Raw genomic sequence first — 18,222 nt, forward strand, 5'->3', positions numbered from 1 at the left:
CCACAAAATGCGCCATAAATGGCCGCCAGTGGGGAGCTTACGATGGCCGTCGACATTGCACTTCTCTCCCATTGATTCGCAGATGCAGGCGGTGGCCCCGGTAGAAGATGGGAAACTCGAGAACTCCGAGTGGTTTCGGCCAATGCGGGGAAAAGATCAGGCGGTCGCCGCGGGTCTCGAGCCCGGTGAAGCACCTTTGCAGCAAGTCGACGCTTCCCGCCATGGCGGCCAGGTGTATTCCCTCTGCGGTAGTGCCCCCCTGCACATCGGCGATATCGGAACGAAGGGCCAGGTCGAAGAATTCCATCGCACGGTCGCGGTTGGCCCGAGCCAGCACCCAGGAATGGACAACACCACTGAGCGTCGAACCGTGCGATGTACGTGCCATGTAATAGTCGATGGTTGCGGGGATGGCATCACCCACAAACTCATAGCCCAAACCATGGAGGATGCAACGCAACTCGTCAGCGGACAACAAGTAGAACAACATCACTACGTCGGCCTGCTTGGAAACCTTGTAGGAGTTGACGTCGTCACCCTCTGCCTCGAGGAGTCGGTCGAGGCGTTGTAGGTCGCCGTATCGCTGACGATATGCGTCCCAATCCAGTTCAGGAAGGTCCGCGTACCCCTCGAATTGGCTGATGACATCGTCGTGAAACGGGACGAACATCTTGTGCGTAATGTCTCTACAGCGCTCGATCTCCAGTGTGGGCAGTTCCAGCTTCTGAGTCAGGTCCGACCGGATCTGCAGTGGCACAACATCCAATGCCTCGAGGGCTCGCAGGATCACCCACACCGACATGACATTGGTATAGGCGTTGTTGTCGATCCCGTCACAGGGAGCATCCGGATATCCGGAGTGGAATTCGTCAGGGCCGATGATGCCCTGGATGACATACCGTCCGCGCATCTGGTCGAGTGAAGCGAGATCCGCGTAGAACCGAGCGATTTCCACCAGCATTTCGGCACCGAACTCGATCAGGTATTCCAAATCGCCGGTGACCTGATAGTACTGCCACACGTTGTACGCAATCGCGATGCCGCTGTGATGCTGGCGCCGACTCGGATCCGGGTTCCAGCGCCCGGATCTCGGATTGAGATGCAGTTGCTGGCTCTCTTCCCGTCCGTCACTACCCGACTGCCAGGGAAACATCGCTCCTCGATGACCGGCTTCGATCGCAGCCCGACGGGCCTCCCCCAATCGACGGTACCGATACCGGAGCAAGGACCGCGTCAGCGTAGGCAGGCGCAGGTTCAGCGCCGAAAAAACGAACAACTCGTCCCAGAAGATATGTCCACGATAGGCCTCTCCGTGCAATCCGCGAGCCGGTACTCCGGCGTCGCGGTCGGCGGTGTTCGGCGAGACCGTCTGCAGCAAGTGAAGTAGATGAAATCGGATTACACGCAGTGCGTGACCGTGACCAATGAGGTCGATGCCCATGCGATCCCACAGACTTGCCATGGTGAGAACGTGACCGTCGAGCAATTCATCGAATCGGTCTAGACGAGACAGCCAGCGCTCGGCTTCGTCAGCGGGCTCGGTCACAGCGGGATCACGTCCGGTGAATACCGTCACCATCTTCTCGAGAGTCGCCGAGCAGCCCGCTGCGAGATGCAGAGATATGTCGTGCCCGATCCGCCCTTCTCCTTCTACCCGTCGATACTCAGTCGAAGTCGGTTCGCCATTTCTCCACACCGTATGCCGGGCGGCCATCGCCACCGGTATCCGTGAGCGATTGGTCTGCACCACGAGCAGAACCGCGTTCTCGGATAGCTCTCTGGCCTCCAGCAGTGCGAGGTGTTGAGAGCCGAGTTCGCGATAACGCTCCACCAACCCGTTGCGGACCGTACCGTCCAGTTCCGAACGGATCTCGAGTAGGCCCGCCCAATCTTCAGCCACGATCGTCATCTCGAGAGCACAGGCATGCGGGAGGTGCATGGCAACACATCTCCGCTGGATAACCGTCGTGGTGTATCCCTCAGTGTCGCGCACCCGGAATCGGCGCGTCAGCATTGCCCGGCGAAGATCGACGTACTGGCGGTACTTGAGCACCTCCACAGTATCGATATCGAACCACGGGCCCCCGTCGATCCGGAATGTCACCGGCAACCAGTTCGGCAGGTTGACGATGCTCTCGTTGTCGACTGTGATTCCCGATACTTCGTCCTGCAGGCGGTTGAAGACGCCCGCAGCGTACGTGCCCGGGTAGTGGATGGCCCCGGCACGGCACTCCGGAGCACATCCCCGAGTGGCGAATGCTCCATTTCCGAGGGTGCACAGTGCCTCCCTCAACTTCTCTGTGTTCGGATCGTAGCCTTCGAAGAACACAGTCCAGGGATCGCCGGCGGGTGGCATCGTCTGCGCGCCGCTGCCCAGCAGATCTGCCAACCATTGCACCAATTTACGGACCTGGACGGGACTGTCTACCGCGAACCGAGCAGCCGACCGCCGGTCGCCGTTCTCGAAGTGGCGCACCACGATCCCGACGCCGCGGTCGTGGAGTATGACGAAAGCATCCTCGTCGGTGAAGTCATCGCCGATGTAAATCGGCAGCACGTTGTCGGCATCGACGAGGTGATCGAGAATCCAGTCCAGCGTTCGACCTTTGTCCCAGTTAACGTCGGGGCGGAGCTCGGTCACCATCCGTCCGCGGGTGGCACGAAGCCCGGTTCCACCCCCAACCTCCTGAACCACCGCGGCAGTCTCGGTGCGCCTGTCGAGGTCGGCATTGCGATAGTGGACTGAGAGACCAAACCGCTTGCGTTCCAGGACAACCCCTGGAATACCGGTCAAGCGATCACGTAGAATGTCCGCCGCGCGCTCGAGATTCGGCACCGAGGCCACAGCCAGGTCATTTCGATAGCGCTGCCCGTCCGGCCCGACGATTTCGAAACCGTGACTGCCGGCGTACCAGATTCCGGGCATGCCAACTCGGGTCTCGATGTCCGCCAGATCGCGGCCGGTGATCACGCCGATCGTGCAATAGCGAGTCAGCCTCGCGAGATCTTCCTTCATCCCGTCGACGAGAGTGGCAGCGGCTGGGTCGTTCACGATGTTCGATAGGGTTCCGTCGAAGTCAAGAAAGACGACAGGTCGTCGGGAACGCAAAAGGGTCGTCAGCTGACCGAGTGATGTGAGAGCTTCCGGTATTTCCGACATTCGGCGGTCGTGACGACGTGGGTGGATCGAAGGCATAGTCATGGACTCGACTCCAACGATTCATCGATGCCGGCGGGAAGCCACTCGTCGCAATTGTCGGACACGATCGGCCACGAAGTATCGCCGGATTCCTTGATACACAATTTCTTTCGATGCCATTCTCTATTCGCCAACGCATTCACCGCCTGGCTGTCGGACCATCAGGAGTGGGCACGGCGTTTTGTGCAGCAAAGCTGTGCCGGTCGAGCCGATGTCCATCCCCACGAAACCGCCCCTTCCTCGGGTTCCGACCACAACGAGCTGGGCATCGGCCGCCAAATCCAGGAGATGCTCAACAGGCCGGTCCCGAACCAGATTCCGCCGCACCCTGACCTCAGGGAATTGCTTCCACCACCTGGACACACTTTCCGCCAGCACCAACCGGCCTGCCTCCTCTACCGCAGCGCGGACCTCGGTCGCCGAATCGTCATGCAGCGTAGACATATCCTGGTCGAAACAAGCGTGCAGCACGATCAGGGACGCTCCACGAAGAGCACATTCTTCGAAGGCGAGACCGATGGCCGGCTCACTGTTCATCGAGCCGTCGACGCCGACTACGACGGGCCCCTCGACGGTCTCGTCCCTTGACCAACCGTCTATCACTGCCACCGGGCATTTCGCTCGACGTGCTACGGCCGCGCACACAGAACCGACAAACCCTCTGGAGTACTCATCGAGCCCGCGACGACCGAGCACGATCATCGATGCATCGGCGGATCGATCGATGAGCGCTCCCGGAGCATACTGACGTGACACTTCCCCGCGGACCTCGATTGAACCGGCGACAGCCTCGGCCCTGGCGATCCCCAGGGCCGTGGCAAGCACTCGATCTGCGCGGTCACGTAGTTCGCGGGCGAGGTCTGGACCATCATTTGTGCGTCGATAGGTCGTGGCGCACACGAGCAGTAGCGGCACGTCACGCAAGGTTGCCTCCCTTACAGCCCACCCCAGAGCATCGCGCGAGTGCTGAGATCCGTCTATTCCCACAATGATCGGAGATCTCGCCATCAGGACCTCCACAACAATCGATGTCAGCGTCAAGCACCAATACGTTCGCAACCATCGCTTCCCCCCACACAACTGTTCAGCTCGACCCGACTCAGCTCAATCTGACTCCGGGGGCACGTCGTACAGCGCGGCGCCAGCGGTCACGCCCGCCCCAGCCGCGACCAGCATCGTTCGAGAGCCTGCAAAGCGTCGCGGTTTCTCCCTCGCCAATCCTGCGATCAGGGCAGCCGTGTGGATGTACTCGTCGTCGGCCACGATGACCCGTGAGCTCGCACTCCCCAACCGTGTCGCGAGTGCCGAACGGAATGCCGGGCGAGCCGGAGCAGCCACGATGAAATCCACCTCCGCCAGAGCGATTTTCGCCTGCCGCAGGCATGCGGAAACTGCTTCGTGACCGGCTGCGGCGTAGTCGTCATCGAGCGAGTCGGACACTTGGAAACGCAGGATGTTTCGATTGTCTGCCTGTCCGACAGTTGCCCGGAAAGACTCCCCGCGGTCGAGATCATTGACCCAATGCACCGGGCCAAGACCATATCGATCATCGGTCCAGCGGCATAACGCCGCTCCCCCGGCTGCCGAGAACGGAAACCTCTCACTGAGCCGATGCCCCGGGTCTGCATCACTGGCAACGACGAGAGCCCGTTCGATCACTCCGGAGCGGAGGAATCCGTCGACGATCTGCAGCGCGGTCAGGACGCCACAGGTGCCATTCGCGATATCGAAAGAGAAGGTCCCGTGATCGCCCGTGTGCGGGTCTTCCGGATGAGCGCCGATATCGTCCTGAATCAGCGCGGCAAGAGCCGGCTCACCAAGGTTCCGGTCGCGATACAAACCCGCGTTCACGAGCAGATCCAAGCCATCCGGGCTGCAACCGGCCTTTCCGAGGCACGACTGAGCCGCCGCTACCGCAAGGTGCAGTGCGCTGTGCCGCCTCAGCCATCCAGCCCGAGTGACCATCACCTGCTCAATGATCGTTCCCATAGCGCGCCACCAGTTCATCGTCGATTTCCACAAGGACTACCCCGATCTCCAGCCCGGAAGCCAGGGAGATCAATGCAACTGTCTCTCCCGGTTTGATCCGGCCGGCCTCGAGTTCTTCGACCAATGCCACGGTATGAGTTGTCGAGGCTGTGTTCCCGTATCGATCGACGGTGATGACCGCGTCATGGCGCGGACTGTCGCCGAACGACAGCGCCATCTCAGCCATGCCCTTCTTGATTGCACGCGCCGACGTTTGATGGGTGATCACATGGTCGATGTCATGGATCGACAGTCCGAGTGTGTCGAGTACCTCGTGCAGAAGTAACGGGGTATCGGCGATGGCGGCCTTTTGAATGGCTCGCGAATTGGTGAACATGCGAGCACCCGGCTCCCTGCCCTTCGGGTAAGCGAGACACAACCGGCTGTAGTCCGCGACCGTTGTAAACCCGGCAATGCGAATCCCGGCTGCGCCCACGGGCGCCCGTTCGAGGACGAGCGCGGCGCCCGCATCGCCCAAGGTCAAGGAAGCCAACTCTCTGCTCAATATGTTGTGAATATGCTTGGCAGCATTGTGACCGAGCTGAGAAATATACTCACCGCTGACAACCAGCGCCCGCTCGATCAATCCCAGACGGATCCAATTGTTGGCCACCATCACCCCAGTGAGCATCCCAGCACAAGCATTGGAAAGATCGAAGCTCATAGCCCGGTCTGCACAGAGGTTCCGCGCGACGGCACTACTCATCGTCGGTTCGAGCCATTGAGTCATACCGCCCCTAAACTTGGTGATACTGCAGCTGATCACCACATCTATCGACTCGACGGCACAACCCGACCGACGCAAGGCATCCCGCGCAGCTGCTGTTGCGAGGGTGTAGGAATCCTCATCGCCCACGCTGACCCGCCGCTCGTGGATTCCAGTCAGTCGTTCGAGATCGATACCCGTGTCGTGGCGTGTTGTCGCCATCAAATCCTCAGTCGTAAGTCTGGTGACGGGAAGATGCCGACCTGCCCCCGCCACCCGCGTTCGATACGGCACTCGTCTGTCGTCATTTTCCGAGTCCGTCAACAGCCAGTGTTTGACCATTTCACTTGTTACCTCGCGCCGGCGTTCCTGAATCGTGAGTTAGTGCATCGGCATCATCTGCATGGGCGGCACTATGCCCATTCCGTGGAGACACATCATGAACATGTGGAACATCTGCATGGCATCCATGGCCGTCACCTCCTTCGTACTTGTGCCGAATCACTCAGGGGGATGGGTCGGTTCGCAGAATCGCCAGCCGGCTTCGATACTCGTTCTCATCTATATCCCCGCGCGCGAATCGCTCGGCAAGAATTTGCTCGGCGCTGTGTCGCGGCGGCGGAAAACTTTGCAACCGACTGCTTCCAGGCGGCTGACTCCCCGACTCTGTCGGTCCATGTCCGGCGTAGCGAATGAGCAGAAAGATCCCCAGGATCAGCAAGCCCCAAAACAAGGCCATACCTACGAACATCAGCAGGTAACCCCAACTACTGAAATAGTGATCGTCGTACATCACAGCGAGGCCTCCCATCTCTCCATGCGTGCCGTACGCACTTCCCCACCAGCGGAGCACTCACGCATACTCCTTCATGATGCGCCCTTACACGACGCGCACACAGAGTCTTTCTGCTCATATCGGCAGATGCGCCAAGCCCCGCCATGCTGCCGCAAGTCCGTGTTTGTAGAGCACTTCTGCTCCACCTTCCCCAAGCGTGCCGGCGCAGGAATCTTCCCGATCAACACGACGTTTCAAAGAAGTAACGCGGTGGTAATCGACGACCCAAGATCGATTGAGAAGTGCAGACCATGACGAACCTCCCCGAGATCGAGGAGCTACTCTCGACGACCGTTTCATGCGCCCCTCGTAGGGACGGATCCGACGGGGGTGCTCCCCTGTCCACTCCGGGCGTCATGCTGATCGACCCACGGTTCGGTCAGCTGGCTGCCCAGTTCTTCCGCCTCTTCGAACGCCCTTCCAACGGCGGCGGAGCGCTGGCGGTCTACCTCGAAGGAGAACCGGTACTCGACATCTGGTCCGGGTGGTCGACCCGCGACACCCGTTGGAACGCTTCCACGGTATCTGTGTCCTTCTCCACCGGAAAAGGGGTTGCCAGCACGGTATTGCACCGTGTCGCAGAACGTGGGCTCATCGACTACGACGCACCCATCGCGAAATACTGGCCCGAATTCGCTTACGCCGGCAAGGATGACGTAACCGTACGGCAACTGTTGACCCACCGTGCCGGGCTACATCGCATTCGCGGACTTGTCACCGGCCGACTTGCGATGCTCGATCACGACGGCATGGCCAACGCCCTGGCCTCGGCAACACCGGATATCCGTCGCCTCGACTCACCCGGGTATCACGCAGTCACATTCGGATCTCTCGTCGCCGAACTCACGACGCGGGCAACCGGAACATCGTTTACCGACCTTGTACGTACCGAGATAGCGGAACCTCTTGACATTCCGGACTTCTGGTTCAAGGTCCCCGAAGACGAACGTCATCGAATTGCGAAGCTGTTTCCTCATATCAATCAGTTCAAAGTGCCGTGGGATACAGCTTCTTACGCTTTGACCCGTCTACCTGTCCTCAAGAACATCGCGGATGCCGGAATGCCGGCAGGCTTCGACGAACTCGTCCGCAATCCCGTCATCCATGATTACGTGATGCCTGGTTGGAACGGTGTGTTCAGCGCGCGAGCTCTTGCTCGCATGTATGCAGCACTTGCCAATCGAGGAATGGTCGGAGGAATCAGGTTCTTGAGCGAAGACACCCTCGAACAGATGGGTGAAGTGCAGACCACTGCGCGCGATTACGTTCTCGGAGTCCGCATGAACTGGCGGCTGGGTTATCACTCGGCATTTGTAACCAGCCGCACCCAGTCGTTGCAAGCCTTCGGGCACTACGGGCTCGGCGGATCAGGTGCGTTCGCTGACCCGGAAACTCGTTTGTCCGTCGCATTCGTCACGAACCGAATGGGTGGGTCTCTGACTCCGTTCGCCGACCTGCGGTTGGCCGGACTGGGTGCCAGAGCGGAATCCATCGCCCGCGCACTATAGGCACTATAGGTTGGTCGCCTGCTCGATCAGCGGCGTCGCGTCCACCGCCAGAATTCATCGCACCCCCACACCAAGACCGGTAAGGGCAGCAACCACAGAACCTGATACCACGTGGGCGAGACTGTGCCGAATACACGCTGCGCCGACGGAAGCGTCACCACAACAGCGGCGAAGACAATCTCGAACGCAATCCCCCAGAGCAACAACCGATTCGAGAACAATCCGATCTTCCATAGGGATGCATGCTCTGTTCGAGAAGCGACGGCGGTTCCGATCTGGCACGACACGATCCCGAGGAAACTCATCGTCGTTGCCAGCTTCCAGGTGTGTTCGAGCGCACCTGAAGACACGTCGGCTCCGAAAGTCCAGCCTCCAGATAGAAGAGCGGCCATGAACAAGACCATGACTGCTGCAGCCGACGCGCCACCGAGCACGCCCCACGATCGCACCAGCATCATCTTGTCCACCACATTCTGTGAAGCTTTTCGCGGTGCCCGATCCATCAAGCCAGGCTCCTCCCGTTCCCGACCGAGTGCCAATGCGGGCAATGTCTCAGTGCCCAAATCGATTGCCAATATCTGCATCACGGTCAGGGGAAGTGGAATCTGACCGCCGGACAGGGCATACACCAGGAAGGGCACCACTTCGGGAGTCGCGTGCGCAAAAATGTAGACGATGAATTTACGGACATTGTCATAAACCCTGCGCCCAGCTTCGACCGCGTCGACGATAGTGGCGAAATTGTCGTCAGTGAGAACCATCGTCGCAGCCTCCCGAGCGACGTCAGTGCCGGACCGTCCCATCGCCACTCCGATGTCCGACCGTCGCAGAGCTGGAGCATCATTGACACCGTCGCCGGTCATCGCGACCACATAGCCACCGGCGCGAAGCGCATCTGTGATCCGAAGCTTCTCTTCCGGCGAACTCCGAGCGAAGATGATCTCGTTGTCGGTATACAGGAGTTCGTCGAGATCCTTCTCCGACATTTCCTCGAGTTCAGATCCGGTGACTACCTGAAGGCCCCCTCGGCCGATTCCCACACTTTCTGCAATTCCGCGTGCGGTGAGTCCATGATCGCCGGTCACCACGATGATGCGAATACCTGCAGTATGGCATTTCTCCACCGCGGCAGCGACTTCCGGGCGTGGAGGGTCGATCATCGCCACGATCCCTAGCAGTGTCATGTCTCGTTCGATGTCGAGACGAGACAATTGCTCCTCCTCGCCGATGATCGACAATCGTTCCGCCACGGCGATCAGTCGTAGTCCTTCCCGTGCCCAATCGTGGACCGCCGACGCCACCTCGGAACGCTCCGAGGACGTCAGATCATGCTCAGACGCATCGACCCCCACAATTCGGGAGCACAAACTGAGGATCTCCTCCGGCGCCCCCTTCGCCTGGATCCGAAATTCATCTCCGACCCGGTCCACTGTCGACATTCTGCGAAGCTCGGGATCGAAAGGAAAAATCGTGTGGTGCACGTGAGTGGTCGCCGACAACGGCTCACCGATATCTGCCGCAGCCCGCAGCATCGCCAACTCGGTCGGGTCCCCCGAATCGTCCCCGCCGTCTTCAACGCGGCCGCCCCCGATTTCCGCATTACAACAGTAAGTGATCGCATGCGCTACACGACGCGGGACAGACCCCTCGGGCCACGTTGAATCGGTTGCTCCATTTGCGTCGAAGGAAAGAACGCCACCAGGCGTCCACAGTCTGGTTACCCGCATTCGATTCTGTGTCAGAGTTCCGGTCTTGTCGGTACAGATCACGCTCGTCGAACCGAGCGTTTCCACCGCCGAAATCCTTTTGACCAACGCCCCTCGTTTAGCAAGGGTGCGTACTCCAACTGCCAGCGCCAACGTGATGATCGGAAGGAGCCCTTCGGGAACATTGGCAACCAGGAGTCCGATCGCGAAGTTGATCGAATCTCCCCAGGACAATCCCGCAATCAAGCTACCGAGGGGGATGAATGCCGCGCCCATCACCACCGCTACACAGGCGATCAGCCAGGCAATCTTCTTCACTTGTTTCTCGAGTGGACTCTCGTCACGACCCACGCGCTGTGAAAGGGCAGCGATACGCCCGATCTCAGTACGCATACCAGTTGCGAAGACCAATCCCGTAGCTTTGCCGCCGAGCACATCCGTTCCACTGAAGGCGATGTCTCGGGCCGAAACCAAAGGCCCTGCATTACTTGTCGAATCCGCAGAAACAGTGACCGGAACCGACTCTCCGGTCAGCGTGGACAGATCTACCTGCACCGAGCCCGATATCAGTCGTACATCTGCCGACACTCGGCGACCTTCGTCGAGAATGATCACATCACCTGGAACCAAGGTCCGTGCATCCACCACTTGCTCAAAGCGGTCACGGACCACAGTCGCCGTTTCAGGGAGAAATGCAGAGAGCGCCTCCACCGCTTGTTCGGCATGTAATTCCTGGACGAACGCGAACAACGCATTGACGAGAATCACCAGGACGATCGCCACCGCCAGTGGAGAAGCTCCACTGACAACAGCAAGCCCAGCGGCAACCCACAGCAGCAACGCGAGGGGATGAGTCAACTGCCCGAGTATCTCGCCAGGCCACTCACGTCCACGCCGACGCTGCAGTTCGTTGGAACCATGAACAACGGATCGACGTTCGGCTTCTCTGGCCGAGAGACCTTGCCGATCTGACCTGAGATCTCGAAACATTCGTTCCACGGATTCACGCGGATTCACCGCATCTGATTCCGAATCAGCGACCGCCTCGGACACATGCACACCTCCTCACGAACCGAGAACCAAATGCAACTGCTTCGTTCGAGGTTTCACCGTCCGAGAACGCGATACCAGGGCACTCGGTAGTCAACTCAGGCCGTATGGCCTCACTGATCGAAACAGTGTCCGCCTGCCGTGCAACTAGTGACATTCGGCCATGTATGCAATCGACACCGCGACGCAAAGCTGGACGAAGACCGGACATGCCTGCAGGTCCGCCCGCCCGCACGACGGTGCTCGTCTGGCCCCCTGCCCCGCACAGAATCGAGAATCACCGTGAGCGCCACCATCGTCGTCGTCGTGGTTGCGACAATCCTGTTCCTGATTTTCGCAATGGCAATACGAATCGTCACACAGTACGAGCGCGGTGTTCATTTCCGGCTGGGGCGGATCATCGCGGTACGCAATCCCGGTCTGACACTCATCATTCCCGCGGTCGACCGGATGACCAAGGTCTCGATGCGTATCGTCACGATGCCGATCCAGTCGCAGGGAATTATCACCCGCGACAACGTCAGCGTCGATATCGCGGCCGTCGCATATTTTCGCGTCATCGACGCGGAGAAATCCGTGGTGACCATCGAGAGCGTCAACTCTGCCATCGACCAGATCGCGCAAACCACTCTCCGAAACGTGGTAGGTCAGCATTCCCTCGACGAGGTTCTGTCGGAAACGGCCGTGATCAACACCAGCATCCGTCAGATACTCGATACCACGACACTCGACTGGGGCGTCGAGGTAACGCTGGTAGAACTCAAGGACATTCAGCTTCCGGAAAGCATGAAGCGAGCCATGGCGCGTGAAGCAGAGGCCGAACGAGAGAAGCGGGCAAAGATCATCGCAGCGGAAGGGGAAGCGCGAGCCGCCGCTGCGCTCGGCGAAGCATCGGACACAATGATGGACCACCCGTTGGCGCTACAACTGCGCAACCTGCAGACCCTCGCAGAGCTCGGCGTCGAGAAAAACACCACCGTGGTCTTCCCCGCACCCCTGATGAGCGCAATCGGCGAACTCGGTTCGTTTCTTCATCGGGAAAACGCATCTGCGGAGGATCTCTCCAGTCATGGTGCGAAGGAAAACGCCATGAAAGAGACAACTTTCAACGCAAGCTCCCTCAGCGCCAGCCGACCGTGATGCCTCCACTCCAGACCGGTCCAGGAGGCCGGCACCATGCGTAAAGATCTGATTCACACGGCGGGACGGCCCACTCGCTGGTGGAACCAAGCTCCCTGGTCTTCGAACCGACTCATGCGTCCGTCGGATCGTATCTGGTCCTCCTTGGTCATCGCCGCAGTCGCAATCGGGACTCTTGCGATACCTGTCGCAGCAGCAGTCGGCACGTCCGTCTACGCGTCCGGCCGAGCGCGAATCGAACAGCAACAGCACGTCAACAGCCAATGGAGTGGCACGGTGAGTCCCGACCCGGTTCCCGGGACAAAAGACATGGGAGCCGCGCGCAAGGTCGTGGCATGGACCATGAACGGAACTGCACGCACCGAACCATTGGTTGCTCACTTCAGCGCACGTCCCGGTGACACGATCGCCGTGTGGACGAATGCAACAGGCGATCAGGTTCCGCCTCCCCCTCAGACGTCGAGCACGGCTGTCGACGGAATCGCTGCTGCGATCACGTTGTATTGTGCGAGCGTTCTTGCTGTGCACGGAATGCTCACTGCCGCAAGAACACTGATCAGTTGGCGCAACGGTCGCGCCTGGGATGCAGAGTGGTCGGGGGCCTTCCCACCACACGCATGAAGTAACAAAAGTCCAAGTGGATTCGTCTGCGACTGGATTCGTCTGCGACGCAGATCAACTGCTACTCCCTTCCCTCTCCGATCGATCTGCGAGGACGAAATAGCTCTCTTCTTCCTGACGGAAATGCAACTTCAGCACCGCATAGAGACCGTAGAGACACGCGAGAAGGTCTCCGACCTGAGCATCGTCTACCGCTCCCAGCTTGTCCGCGGCCCTGACATGATTCTCGACCCGTCGGCAGAGTCTCTCGATCTCGGAGTGAGCGTCGGCCACCGCCGAGATGGAATCCGCGCCACCCAACGAACGCTCTAGTGCTGGATACAGTTTCGCCCCCTCGGCCCGCTCGTGCGGAAGAACCACCTCCTGGAGAAACCGATTGGTCTGATGAAGTCGCCGCATTGCCAACACACGGTCGTCACCCGAGAGAGCATCCGCAGCGACACGAATCGAATCGAGATCTGCGCGCATACGACGATGCTCCGTGGAGAATCCGCGAAGCATCCGCTCCAACTCAGGTTCGAGCTTCGGCACACTCGACCGTCCGTGCCCAAGCGCACGTAACGCGTTCAGTATCACTGCAACATCTATCAACTCCTGCAACAAGGCACCCACCGCCGGAGCCAGCAATCCGAACGCTGCAAAAGCCATCGCGACCACAGAAAGCCCGGTGCCGACAGTGGCACTCTGCACAGCAATTCGACGAGATCGCCGAGCAATATCCATTGCATCGGCTACCCGAGACAACCGGTCGGTCGTCAAGACGATGTCAGCCGCTTCAGACGATGCCGTCGCACCTCGTGCACCCATGGCGATACCGACCGATGCTGCGGCCAGCGCCGGCGCGTCGTTTATTCCGTCTCCCACCATGACGGTCACCGCGCGCTCGGATTCTTCGCGTACTCGCACGACCTTGTCGGCAGGTTCCTGTTCCGCATAAACCGCGTCCAGTCCGAGGACACATCCGACCTCGACTGCAGGTTCCGGACGGTCGCCAGTCAGCATCACGATCTTGCCGATGCCGGCCGATCGCAAGCGCCGTATCGTCCAAGGTGCGTCGTTGCGAATCGGATCGATCAGCAGTAGCGCCCCGCTGAGTTGATCGTCGATCCGCACCCACACCACGACCGCTCCGTCGAGCCTCGCGCGATTCTCCACTGATGCGGCCCAGCCGGGGCGGTCGATCGCGCCGGCGATTCTGCCGACTTCGACGACATGACCGTCGACCGTTGCGGTCACTCCATACCCTGGCCGTTCGGTCACAGATTCGGGTGTACTGAGTAACAAACCCTGCGCTCGCGCACTTCGAACGATGGACTCCGCCAAGATATGTGAGGACACTTGGTCTGCGGATGCAGCCAGGCGGAGAATTGAAGAGCTGTCGATATCCTCTCCGCAGACGATATCCGATTGTGTGGGTTTCCCTGTGGTCAAAGTCCCCGTCTTGTCGATAACGAGAGTCTTGACATTTCCGAGCCTCTCCAGTGCACCGCCGGACCTGACGATCACACCGATCCGCGATGCCCGTGAGAGACCGGAAACGATAGCAACGGGTGCAGCCAGCAAAAGCGGACACGGGGTCGCGACGACTAGTACGGCAACCGCACGTGTGGCAGAGCCACTCGACATCCACGCAAAGCCACTCACGAGCAGTGTCACGGGTATGAACCACGCCGCCACGCGGTCGGCCACACGCACGATCGGCGCACTGTCGGCGGCCGCTTCCTGGGCAAGCGAAACCACCGCCGCGTACGTGCTCGATCTGGCCGTCCGACTCGACTCGATTCGACAACCACCACCCGCATTCACCACGCCACTGCGAACCGGGTCGCCGATCGAGCGCTCCACCACTTTCGATTCACCCGTCAGAGCGGATTCGTCGAAGACTGCCGGTTCGCCGACAATCCATCCGTCCGTGGGTACGACGTCCCCGGAGCTGAGGAAGATTCGGTCGCCTGGCTCGATCTCGTCGACTGCCACCGTCCGAAGTTGGCCGCACTCTTCGCGTTGCGCGGTCCTCGGAACATGTTCACGAAGGGAACGAAGATCTCGCGCCGCTCGACGATTGGCCGCCGCATCGAGGGTTCGCCCGGTCGCCAGCATGACTGCAATCAACGCACCGGCCAGATACTCCCCTACCCAAATCGTTCCGAGCAGCGACAGAACTGCAATGACATCGACGCCCGCCCGTCCTCTGCGCAACCCGTCGACAACCCACCACCCTGCCGGCAGCAACGCCGCAATTGTGCCCAAGGCCCACATCCCGTCGGCAACGGCGCGCTGATCGAGTGACCAGGCGAGAACGCCACCGGCGAGCGCACACACAGTCGCGGCCAGGAGAAGGGACTCGGCTTTCGTTGTCAAGCGCTGGAACAGGTCTCGGATAGGCGACATGATTCCAGCGTCGTCATTGCCGCGCTGTGACCACTAGTGCCGTAATGCCCGACTAAGTCATCGCAATGCCCCGCGACGGCTGACCGCTGTTTCGTCCAGACTTGAAGGATCGAGGAATCGAGCGTCTCCGCGTGGGAACCGCTGCAGTACGAGGGGAGATCAGATGAGCATTCATGCTTCGTATCTCGACGTAAAGGAAACGACTACCGGGGTCGTCGTACTTGTAGGTGACCGCGCGTACAAGATCAAAAAGGCCATCTCCACGCCATTCCTCGACTTCAGCGAACCTTCACGACGAGAGGACGCTCTGCAACGTGAACTCACGTTGAATCAAAGGATCTGCGAGGGTGTCTACCGCGGAGTGACGCACGTGGTCGACCCGGTCGACCAGTCGAGCGAGCCGATTCTGGTGATGGTGCGTATGCCCGATGAGCGAAGACTGTCCGCGTTGGCTGCGACGAACCAGGATGTCGCACACGCATTGGACGAGATCGCAGCGGCAGTGTCGGACTTTCACAGGCGAGCAGCCAGGGGCGAGCGAATATCCGAACAAGGAACATCAACAGGCGTCGGACACCGATGGGTATCGAATCTTGCCGAATTGCGCCAATTGTGTTCGGGTCTCCTCCCGCCCTGCCGACTCGATCACCTCGAGGCGCTGTCTACGAGATACCTGTGTGGGCGTCGGTCCCTGTTCGATTCGAGAATCGCCGAAGGTTGCATCGTGGACGGCCACGGAGACCTTCTCGCGGACGATATTTTCGTACTGCCCGACGGACCCAAGATTCTCGACTGCCTCGACTTCGACGACCAACTCAGATTCGTCGATATTCTCGACGACAGCTGTTTCCTCGCCATGGACCTGGAGTTCCTCGGCTATGAGGATCTTGCGAGGGAGTTCCTTGCCTCGATCGTCACGAAATCGAAGGACCAGCCGCCGATTTCGTTGATCGACCATTACATTGCCTATCGCGCCACGGTTCGTGCCAAGGTCGACGCTCTGCGTCTGCAGCAAGGCGATTCGAATAGTCAGGCCGCGCTCGAACGGCACCTTGATCTTGCCGACAACCACCTGCGCAACGGCGAAGTTCGACTATGCCTGGTGGGCGGCTTTCCGGGAACCGGTAAAACGACATTATCCCTCGCTCTTGCCGCACACACCGGCGCTACAGTCATCTCCAGCGACCGCGTGCGGCGCGAGCTCGTCGATGCCGGCGCACTCCGCGGCTCCGCCGACGCCTATCAATCGGGACTGTATTCGCCCGACTCGGTTCACACCGTCTACAGCGAAATGCTCGATCGTGCCCGCGATCATCTCTCGATGGGTGAGTCGGTCGTACTCGATGCAACATGGGCTCGGTCTCGACACCGCAGGGAAGCCGAACTGTTATGCACCTCAACAGCGTCGACGTTGATCAGCCTGTCGACCAGCACACCGCTACCTGTCGCCGTTCAACGAATAGCAACGCGCACGAATACGCTTTCCGACGCCACGACGGCTACTGCAGCCGCCATCGCGCAAGGCCACGACCCTTGGCCCGAATCGACCGCGATCGATACCGACACATCCATCGACGTCAGCGCCGAGTCGGCCGTAGATGTCTGGCGCCGGTCAGTGAGTGTGGGTAAAGGTGTCAACTCGACACGGTGAGCACCTCTTCGAGTGGACGACGGCCTGTGCCCCCTGTCCGATGTTCCTCGATACGTGTTTCGCTCCCTGCGGCATCGATCACCGCGTCGGACGGTTCTCTCTCCAACCCGACACGAATCATCACCTGTGGATTCTGAAGTGTCTCGCCGGATCTCGAAGCAACATCTCGAACGATTTCCCGACTTGATTCCACTTCGGTCAAATGTGTCAGAGGGCAGGTCGCCAGGTGCGACGCGGTGGCATGTAACAGCAGCGAGGACATCGCCTGACCTGCGTTCAGCCAGTCGATCGGTGTGTCCGAAAACGTACTGATCAGTATCAATGCTGCATCGTCCCTCACTCCAGGCCCGATCCTCAGTTGGCCCGAAGGAAACGCTCGTGCAGACGCAGACTCGTGAATCGACAATGCATCCGGCAACGCACTGCGCGGAACACCGTCTGCTGTCGGAGCCGAGCGTATCCAACTCTCCAACTCGTTCCAGTACGCCGGATCGCTCTGATGCTGCTCTGCGGCCACTGTGGCCGCTCGGGCGAGCATGTCCCCGAACTGCGGTGACAAACTGATTGCCGACGCCCCGAAAACCGAGGCGTGCTGAGCAAGGCCGACCAGCGACCCGACGGGGGGTGCATCGAATGGCCGTCGGTCGGAGCGGCGGCGTTCCAACGATGCGAAGAGGCCCGCGTCGGCACTCATCGCCCGCGCTCGCCCTCTGAAGGTGATCACCGCGAGCAGGTCCGGTTGCCCACGGTCGGGAAAAGTCGCGACAATCGGCTCGATGAGGTTGTGTTCCAATGTAACTCGCAAATGATGCAAGGCGGCGCCACAGCTGATGATCAGCTGCCTGCCGGCAGAATCCTCCACCGGGATCGAGCGCAGCCGATCGACGCGGAGTTCAAGTTCACCGCGACGCAGTCGCCACGCCCACGGTTGGACGTTGTGAACAGACGGCGCCGCGCAGGCCCAACGGACAGCGTTGCTGATCGTCTCGGAATCCGCGCTCACGTAGCGCACCATGGTTCGATCACTCTCGTCGAAGTCGTCTGCTGTCGGACGAGCGGCAAACGTCTCTGTTGATCGTGCGCCTCGCCCCGCACTGTTCGCTACGGCCCTTTGTCAATCATCGAACTGTCGTGAGGCATCCTCGGTTCGTGCGGAGTACTTGAATTCACCGCCACGGAGTTGTTCCGTGATCTTGTCCGCCCACGCATCGATGTCGGCCCAGTCTCGAGCAGCCGAGTATCGACCGCCCATGATCTTGAAGACAATGCGCCGACCAGCAGCCAGTCTCCACGTGTCAACGCACCAGCGAACCGGCGATGGTCTCGCAAGTCCGCCGATTTGCGAAGTTTTGTCACCGTCCTCGGTTCAGACGCAGACTTTCTGATT

11 protein-coding genes and 1 pseudogene are annotated in these 18,222 nt (G+C 60.0%); 4 read left to right on the plus strand and 8 right to left on the minus strand.

Annotation, left to right across the window (positions count from 1 at the left end):
• Window positions 1-55 precede the first annotated feature (55 nt).
• From otsB to M1L53_RS15010, 5 genes and pseudogenes are all read right to left on the minus strand, one after another.
• A pseudogene (gene otsB, locus M1L53_RS14990) lies at window positions 56-3,202 on the minus strand (trehalose-phosphatase); the annotation flags it as partial.
• 120 nt (window positions 3,203-3,322) lie between these two features.
• Window positions 3,323-4,207, minus strand: coding sequence for a universal stress protein (locus M1L53_RS14995; protein ID WP_054187222.1), 885 nt, complete (start codon window positions 4,205-4,207; stop codon window positions 3,323-3,325).
• 96 nt (window positions 4,208-4,303) lie between these two features.
• Window positions 4,304-5,188, minus strand: coding sequence for a 3-oxoacyl-ACP synthase (locus M1L53_RS15000; protein ID WP_054187211.1), 885 nt, complete (start codon window positions 5,186-5,188; stop codon window positions 4,304-4,306).
• Window positions 5,172-6,275: a 3-oxoacyl-ACP synthase III family protein gene (locus M1L53_RS15005; protein ID WP_054187210.1), complete on the minus strand. Its 1,104-nt coding sequence runs from the start codon at window positions 6,273-6,275 to the stop codon at window positions 5,172-5,174. The genes M1L53_RS15000 and M1L53_RS15005 overlap by 17 nt, the downstream gene beginning before the upstream one ends.
• A 163-nt stretch (window positions 6,276-6,438) precedes the next feature.
• Complete coding sequence (locus tag M1L53_RS15010; RefSeq protein ID WP_054187221.1) at window positions 6,439-6,726, minus strand: SHOCT domain-containing protein; 288 nt, start codon at window positions 6,724-6,726, stop codon at window positions 6,439-6,441.
• Between the two features lie 398 nt (window positions 6,727-7,124).
• Here M1L53_RS15010 and M1L53_RS15015 point away from each other — a divergent pair, with 398 nt between their 5' ends.
• A complete protein-coding gene (locus tag M1L53_RS15015; protein ID WP_054187220.1) occupies window positions 7,125-8,276 on the plus strand; it encodes a serine hydrolase domain-containing protein in 1,152 nt (383 codons plus the stop codon).
• 26 nt (window positions 8,277-8,302) lie between these two features.
• On the opposite strand, the gene M1L53_RS15020 is transcribed toward M1L53_RS15015, so the two are convergent.
• The gene (locus M1L53_RS15020) at window positions 8,303-11,035 is read right to left on the minus strand and encodes a cation-transporting P-type ATPase (RefSeq protein ID WP_232319006.1); all 2,733 of its coding nucleotides are present in this window, start codon (window positions 11,033-11,035) and stop codon (window positions 8,303-8,305) included.
• 336 nt (window positions 11,036-11,371) lie between these two features.
• Here M1L53_RS15020 and M1L53_RS15025 point away from each other — a divergent pair, with 336 nt between their 5' ends.
• Complete coding sequence (locus M1L53_RS15025; RefSeq protein ID WP_080656743.1) at window positions 11,372-12,172, plus strand: slipin family protein; 801 nt, start codon at window positions 11,372-11,374, stop codon at window positions 12,170-12,172.
• A gap of 36 nt (window positions 12,173-12,208) precedes the next feature.
• Window positions 12,209-12,793: a hypothetical protein gene (locus M1L53_RS15030; protein WP_141751469.1), complete on the plus strand. Its 585-nt coding sequence runs from the start codon at window positions 12,209-12,211 to the stop codon at window positions 12,791-12,793.
• A gap of 54 nt (window positions 12,794-12,847) precedes the next feature.
• Here M1L53_RS15030 and M1L53_RS15035 read toward each other — a convergent pair whose 3' ends face one another.
• On the minus strand, window positions 12,848-15,184 hold the full coding sequence (locus M1L53_RS15035; protein ID WP_054187208.1) for a heavy metal translocating P-type ATPase: 2,337 nt from the start codon (window positions 15,182-15,184) through the stop codon (window positions 12,848-12,850).
• A 163-nt stretch (window positions 15,185-15,347) separates the two neighbouring features.
• Here M1L53_RS15035 and M1L53_RS15040 point away from each other — a divergent pair, with 163 nt between their 5' ends.
• A complete protein-coding gene (locus M1L53_RS15040; RefSeq protein ID WP_054187207.1) occupies window positions 15,348-16,835 on the plus strand; it encodes an AAA family ATPase in 1,488 nt (495 codons plus the stop codon).
• On the opposite strand, the gene M1L53_RS15045 is transcribed toward M1L53_RS15040, so the two are convergent.
• Window positions 16,819-17,838, minus strand: coding sequence for an Acg family FMN-binding oxidoreductase (locus tag M1L53_RS15045; RefSeq protein WP_141751468.1), 1,020 nt, complete (start codon window positions 17,836-17,838; stop codon window positions 16,819-16,821). The two genes, M1L53_RS15040 and M1L53_RS15045, sit on opposite strands and share 17 nt — an antisense overlap.
• Window positions 17,839-18,222 lie beyond the last annotated feature (384 nt).

Source organism: Rhodococcus sp. T9N, assembly GCF_024436645.1.
GTDB classification, from domain to species: domain Bacteria; phylum Actinomycetota; class Actinomycetes; order Mycobacteriales; family Mycobacteriaceae; genus Rhodococcus_F; species Rhodococcus_F qingshengii.

Excerpts from the sequence above, each read along its gene's own strand:
- M1L53_RS15040 (WP_054187207.1), top strand. The coding sequence starts at position 15,348 with ATGAGCATTCATGCTTCGTATCTCGACGTAAAGGAAACGACTACCGGG.
- M1L53_RS15025 (WP_080656743.1), top strand. The coding sequence starts at position 11,372 with ATGGCAATACGAATCGTCACACAGTACGAGCGCGGTGTTCATTTCCGG.
- M1L53_RS15000 (WP_054187211.1), bottom strand. The coding sequence starts at position 5,188 with ATGGGAACGATCATTGAGCAGGTGATGGTCACTCGGGCTGGATGGCTG.
- M1L53_RS15015 (WP_054187220.1), top strand. The coding sequence starts at position 7,125 with ATGCTGATCGACCCACGGTTCGGTCAGCTGGCTGCCCAGTTCTTCCGC.
- M1L53_RS15005 (WP_054187210.1), bottom strand. The coding sequence starts at position 6,275 with ATGGTCAAACACTGGCTGTTGACGGACTCGGAAAATGACGACAGACGA.
- M1L53_RS14995 (WP_054187222.1), bottom strand. The coding sequence starts at position 4,207 with ATGGCGAGATCTCCGATCATTGTGGGAATAGACGGATCTCAGCACTCG.
- M1L53_RS15035 (WP_054187208.1), bottom strand. The coding sequence starts at position 15,184 with ATGTCGCCTATCCGAGACCTGTTCCAGCGCTTGACAACGAAAGCCGAG.
- M1L53_RS15030 (WP_141751469.1), top strand. The coding sequence starts at position 12,209 with ATGCGTAAAGATCTGATTCACACGGCGGGACGGCCCACTCGCTGGTGG.
- M1L53_RS15010 (WP_054187221.1), bottom strand. The coding sequence starts at position 6,726 with ATGTACGACGATCACTATTTCAGTAGTTGGGGTTACCTGCTGATGTTC.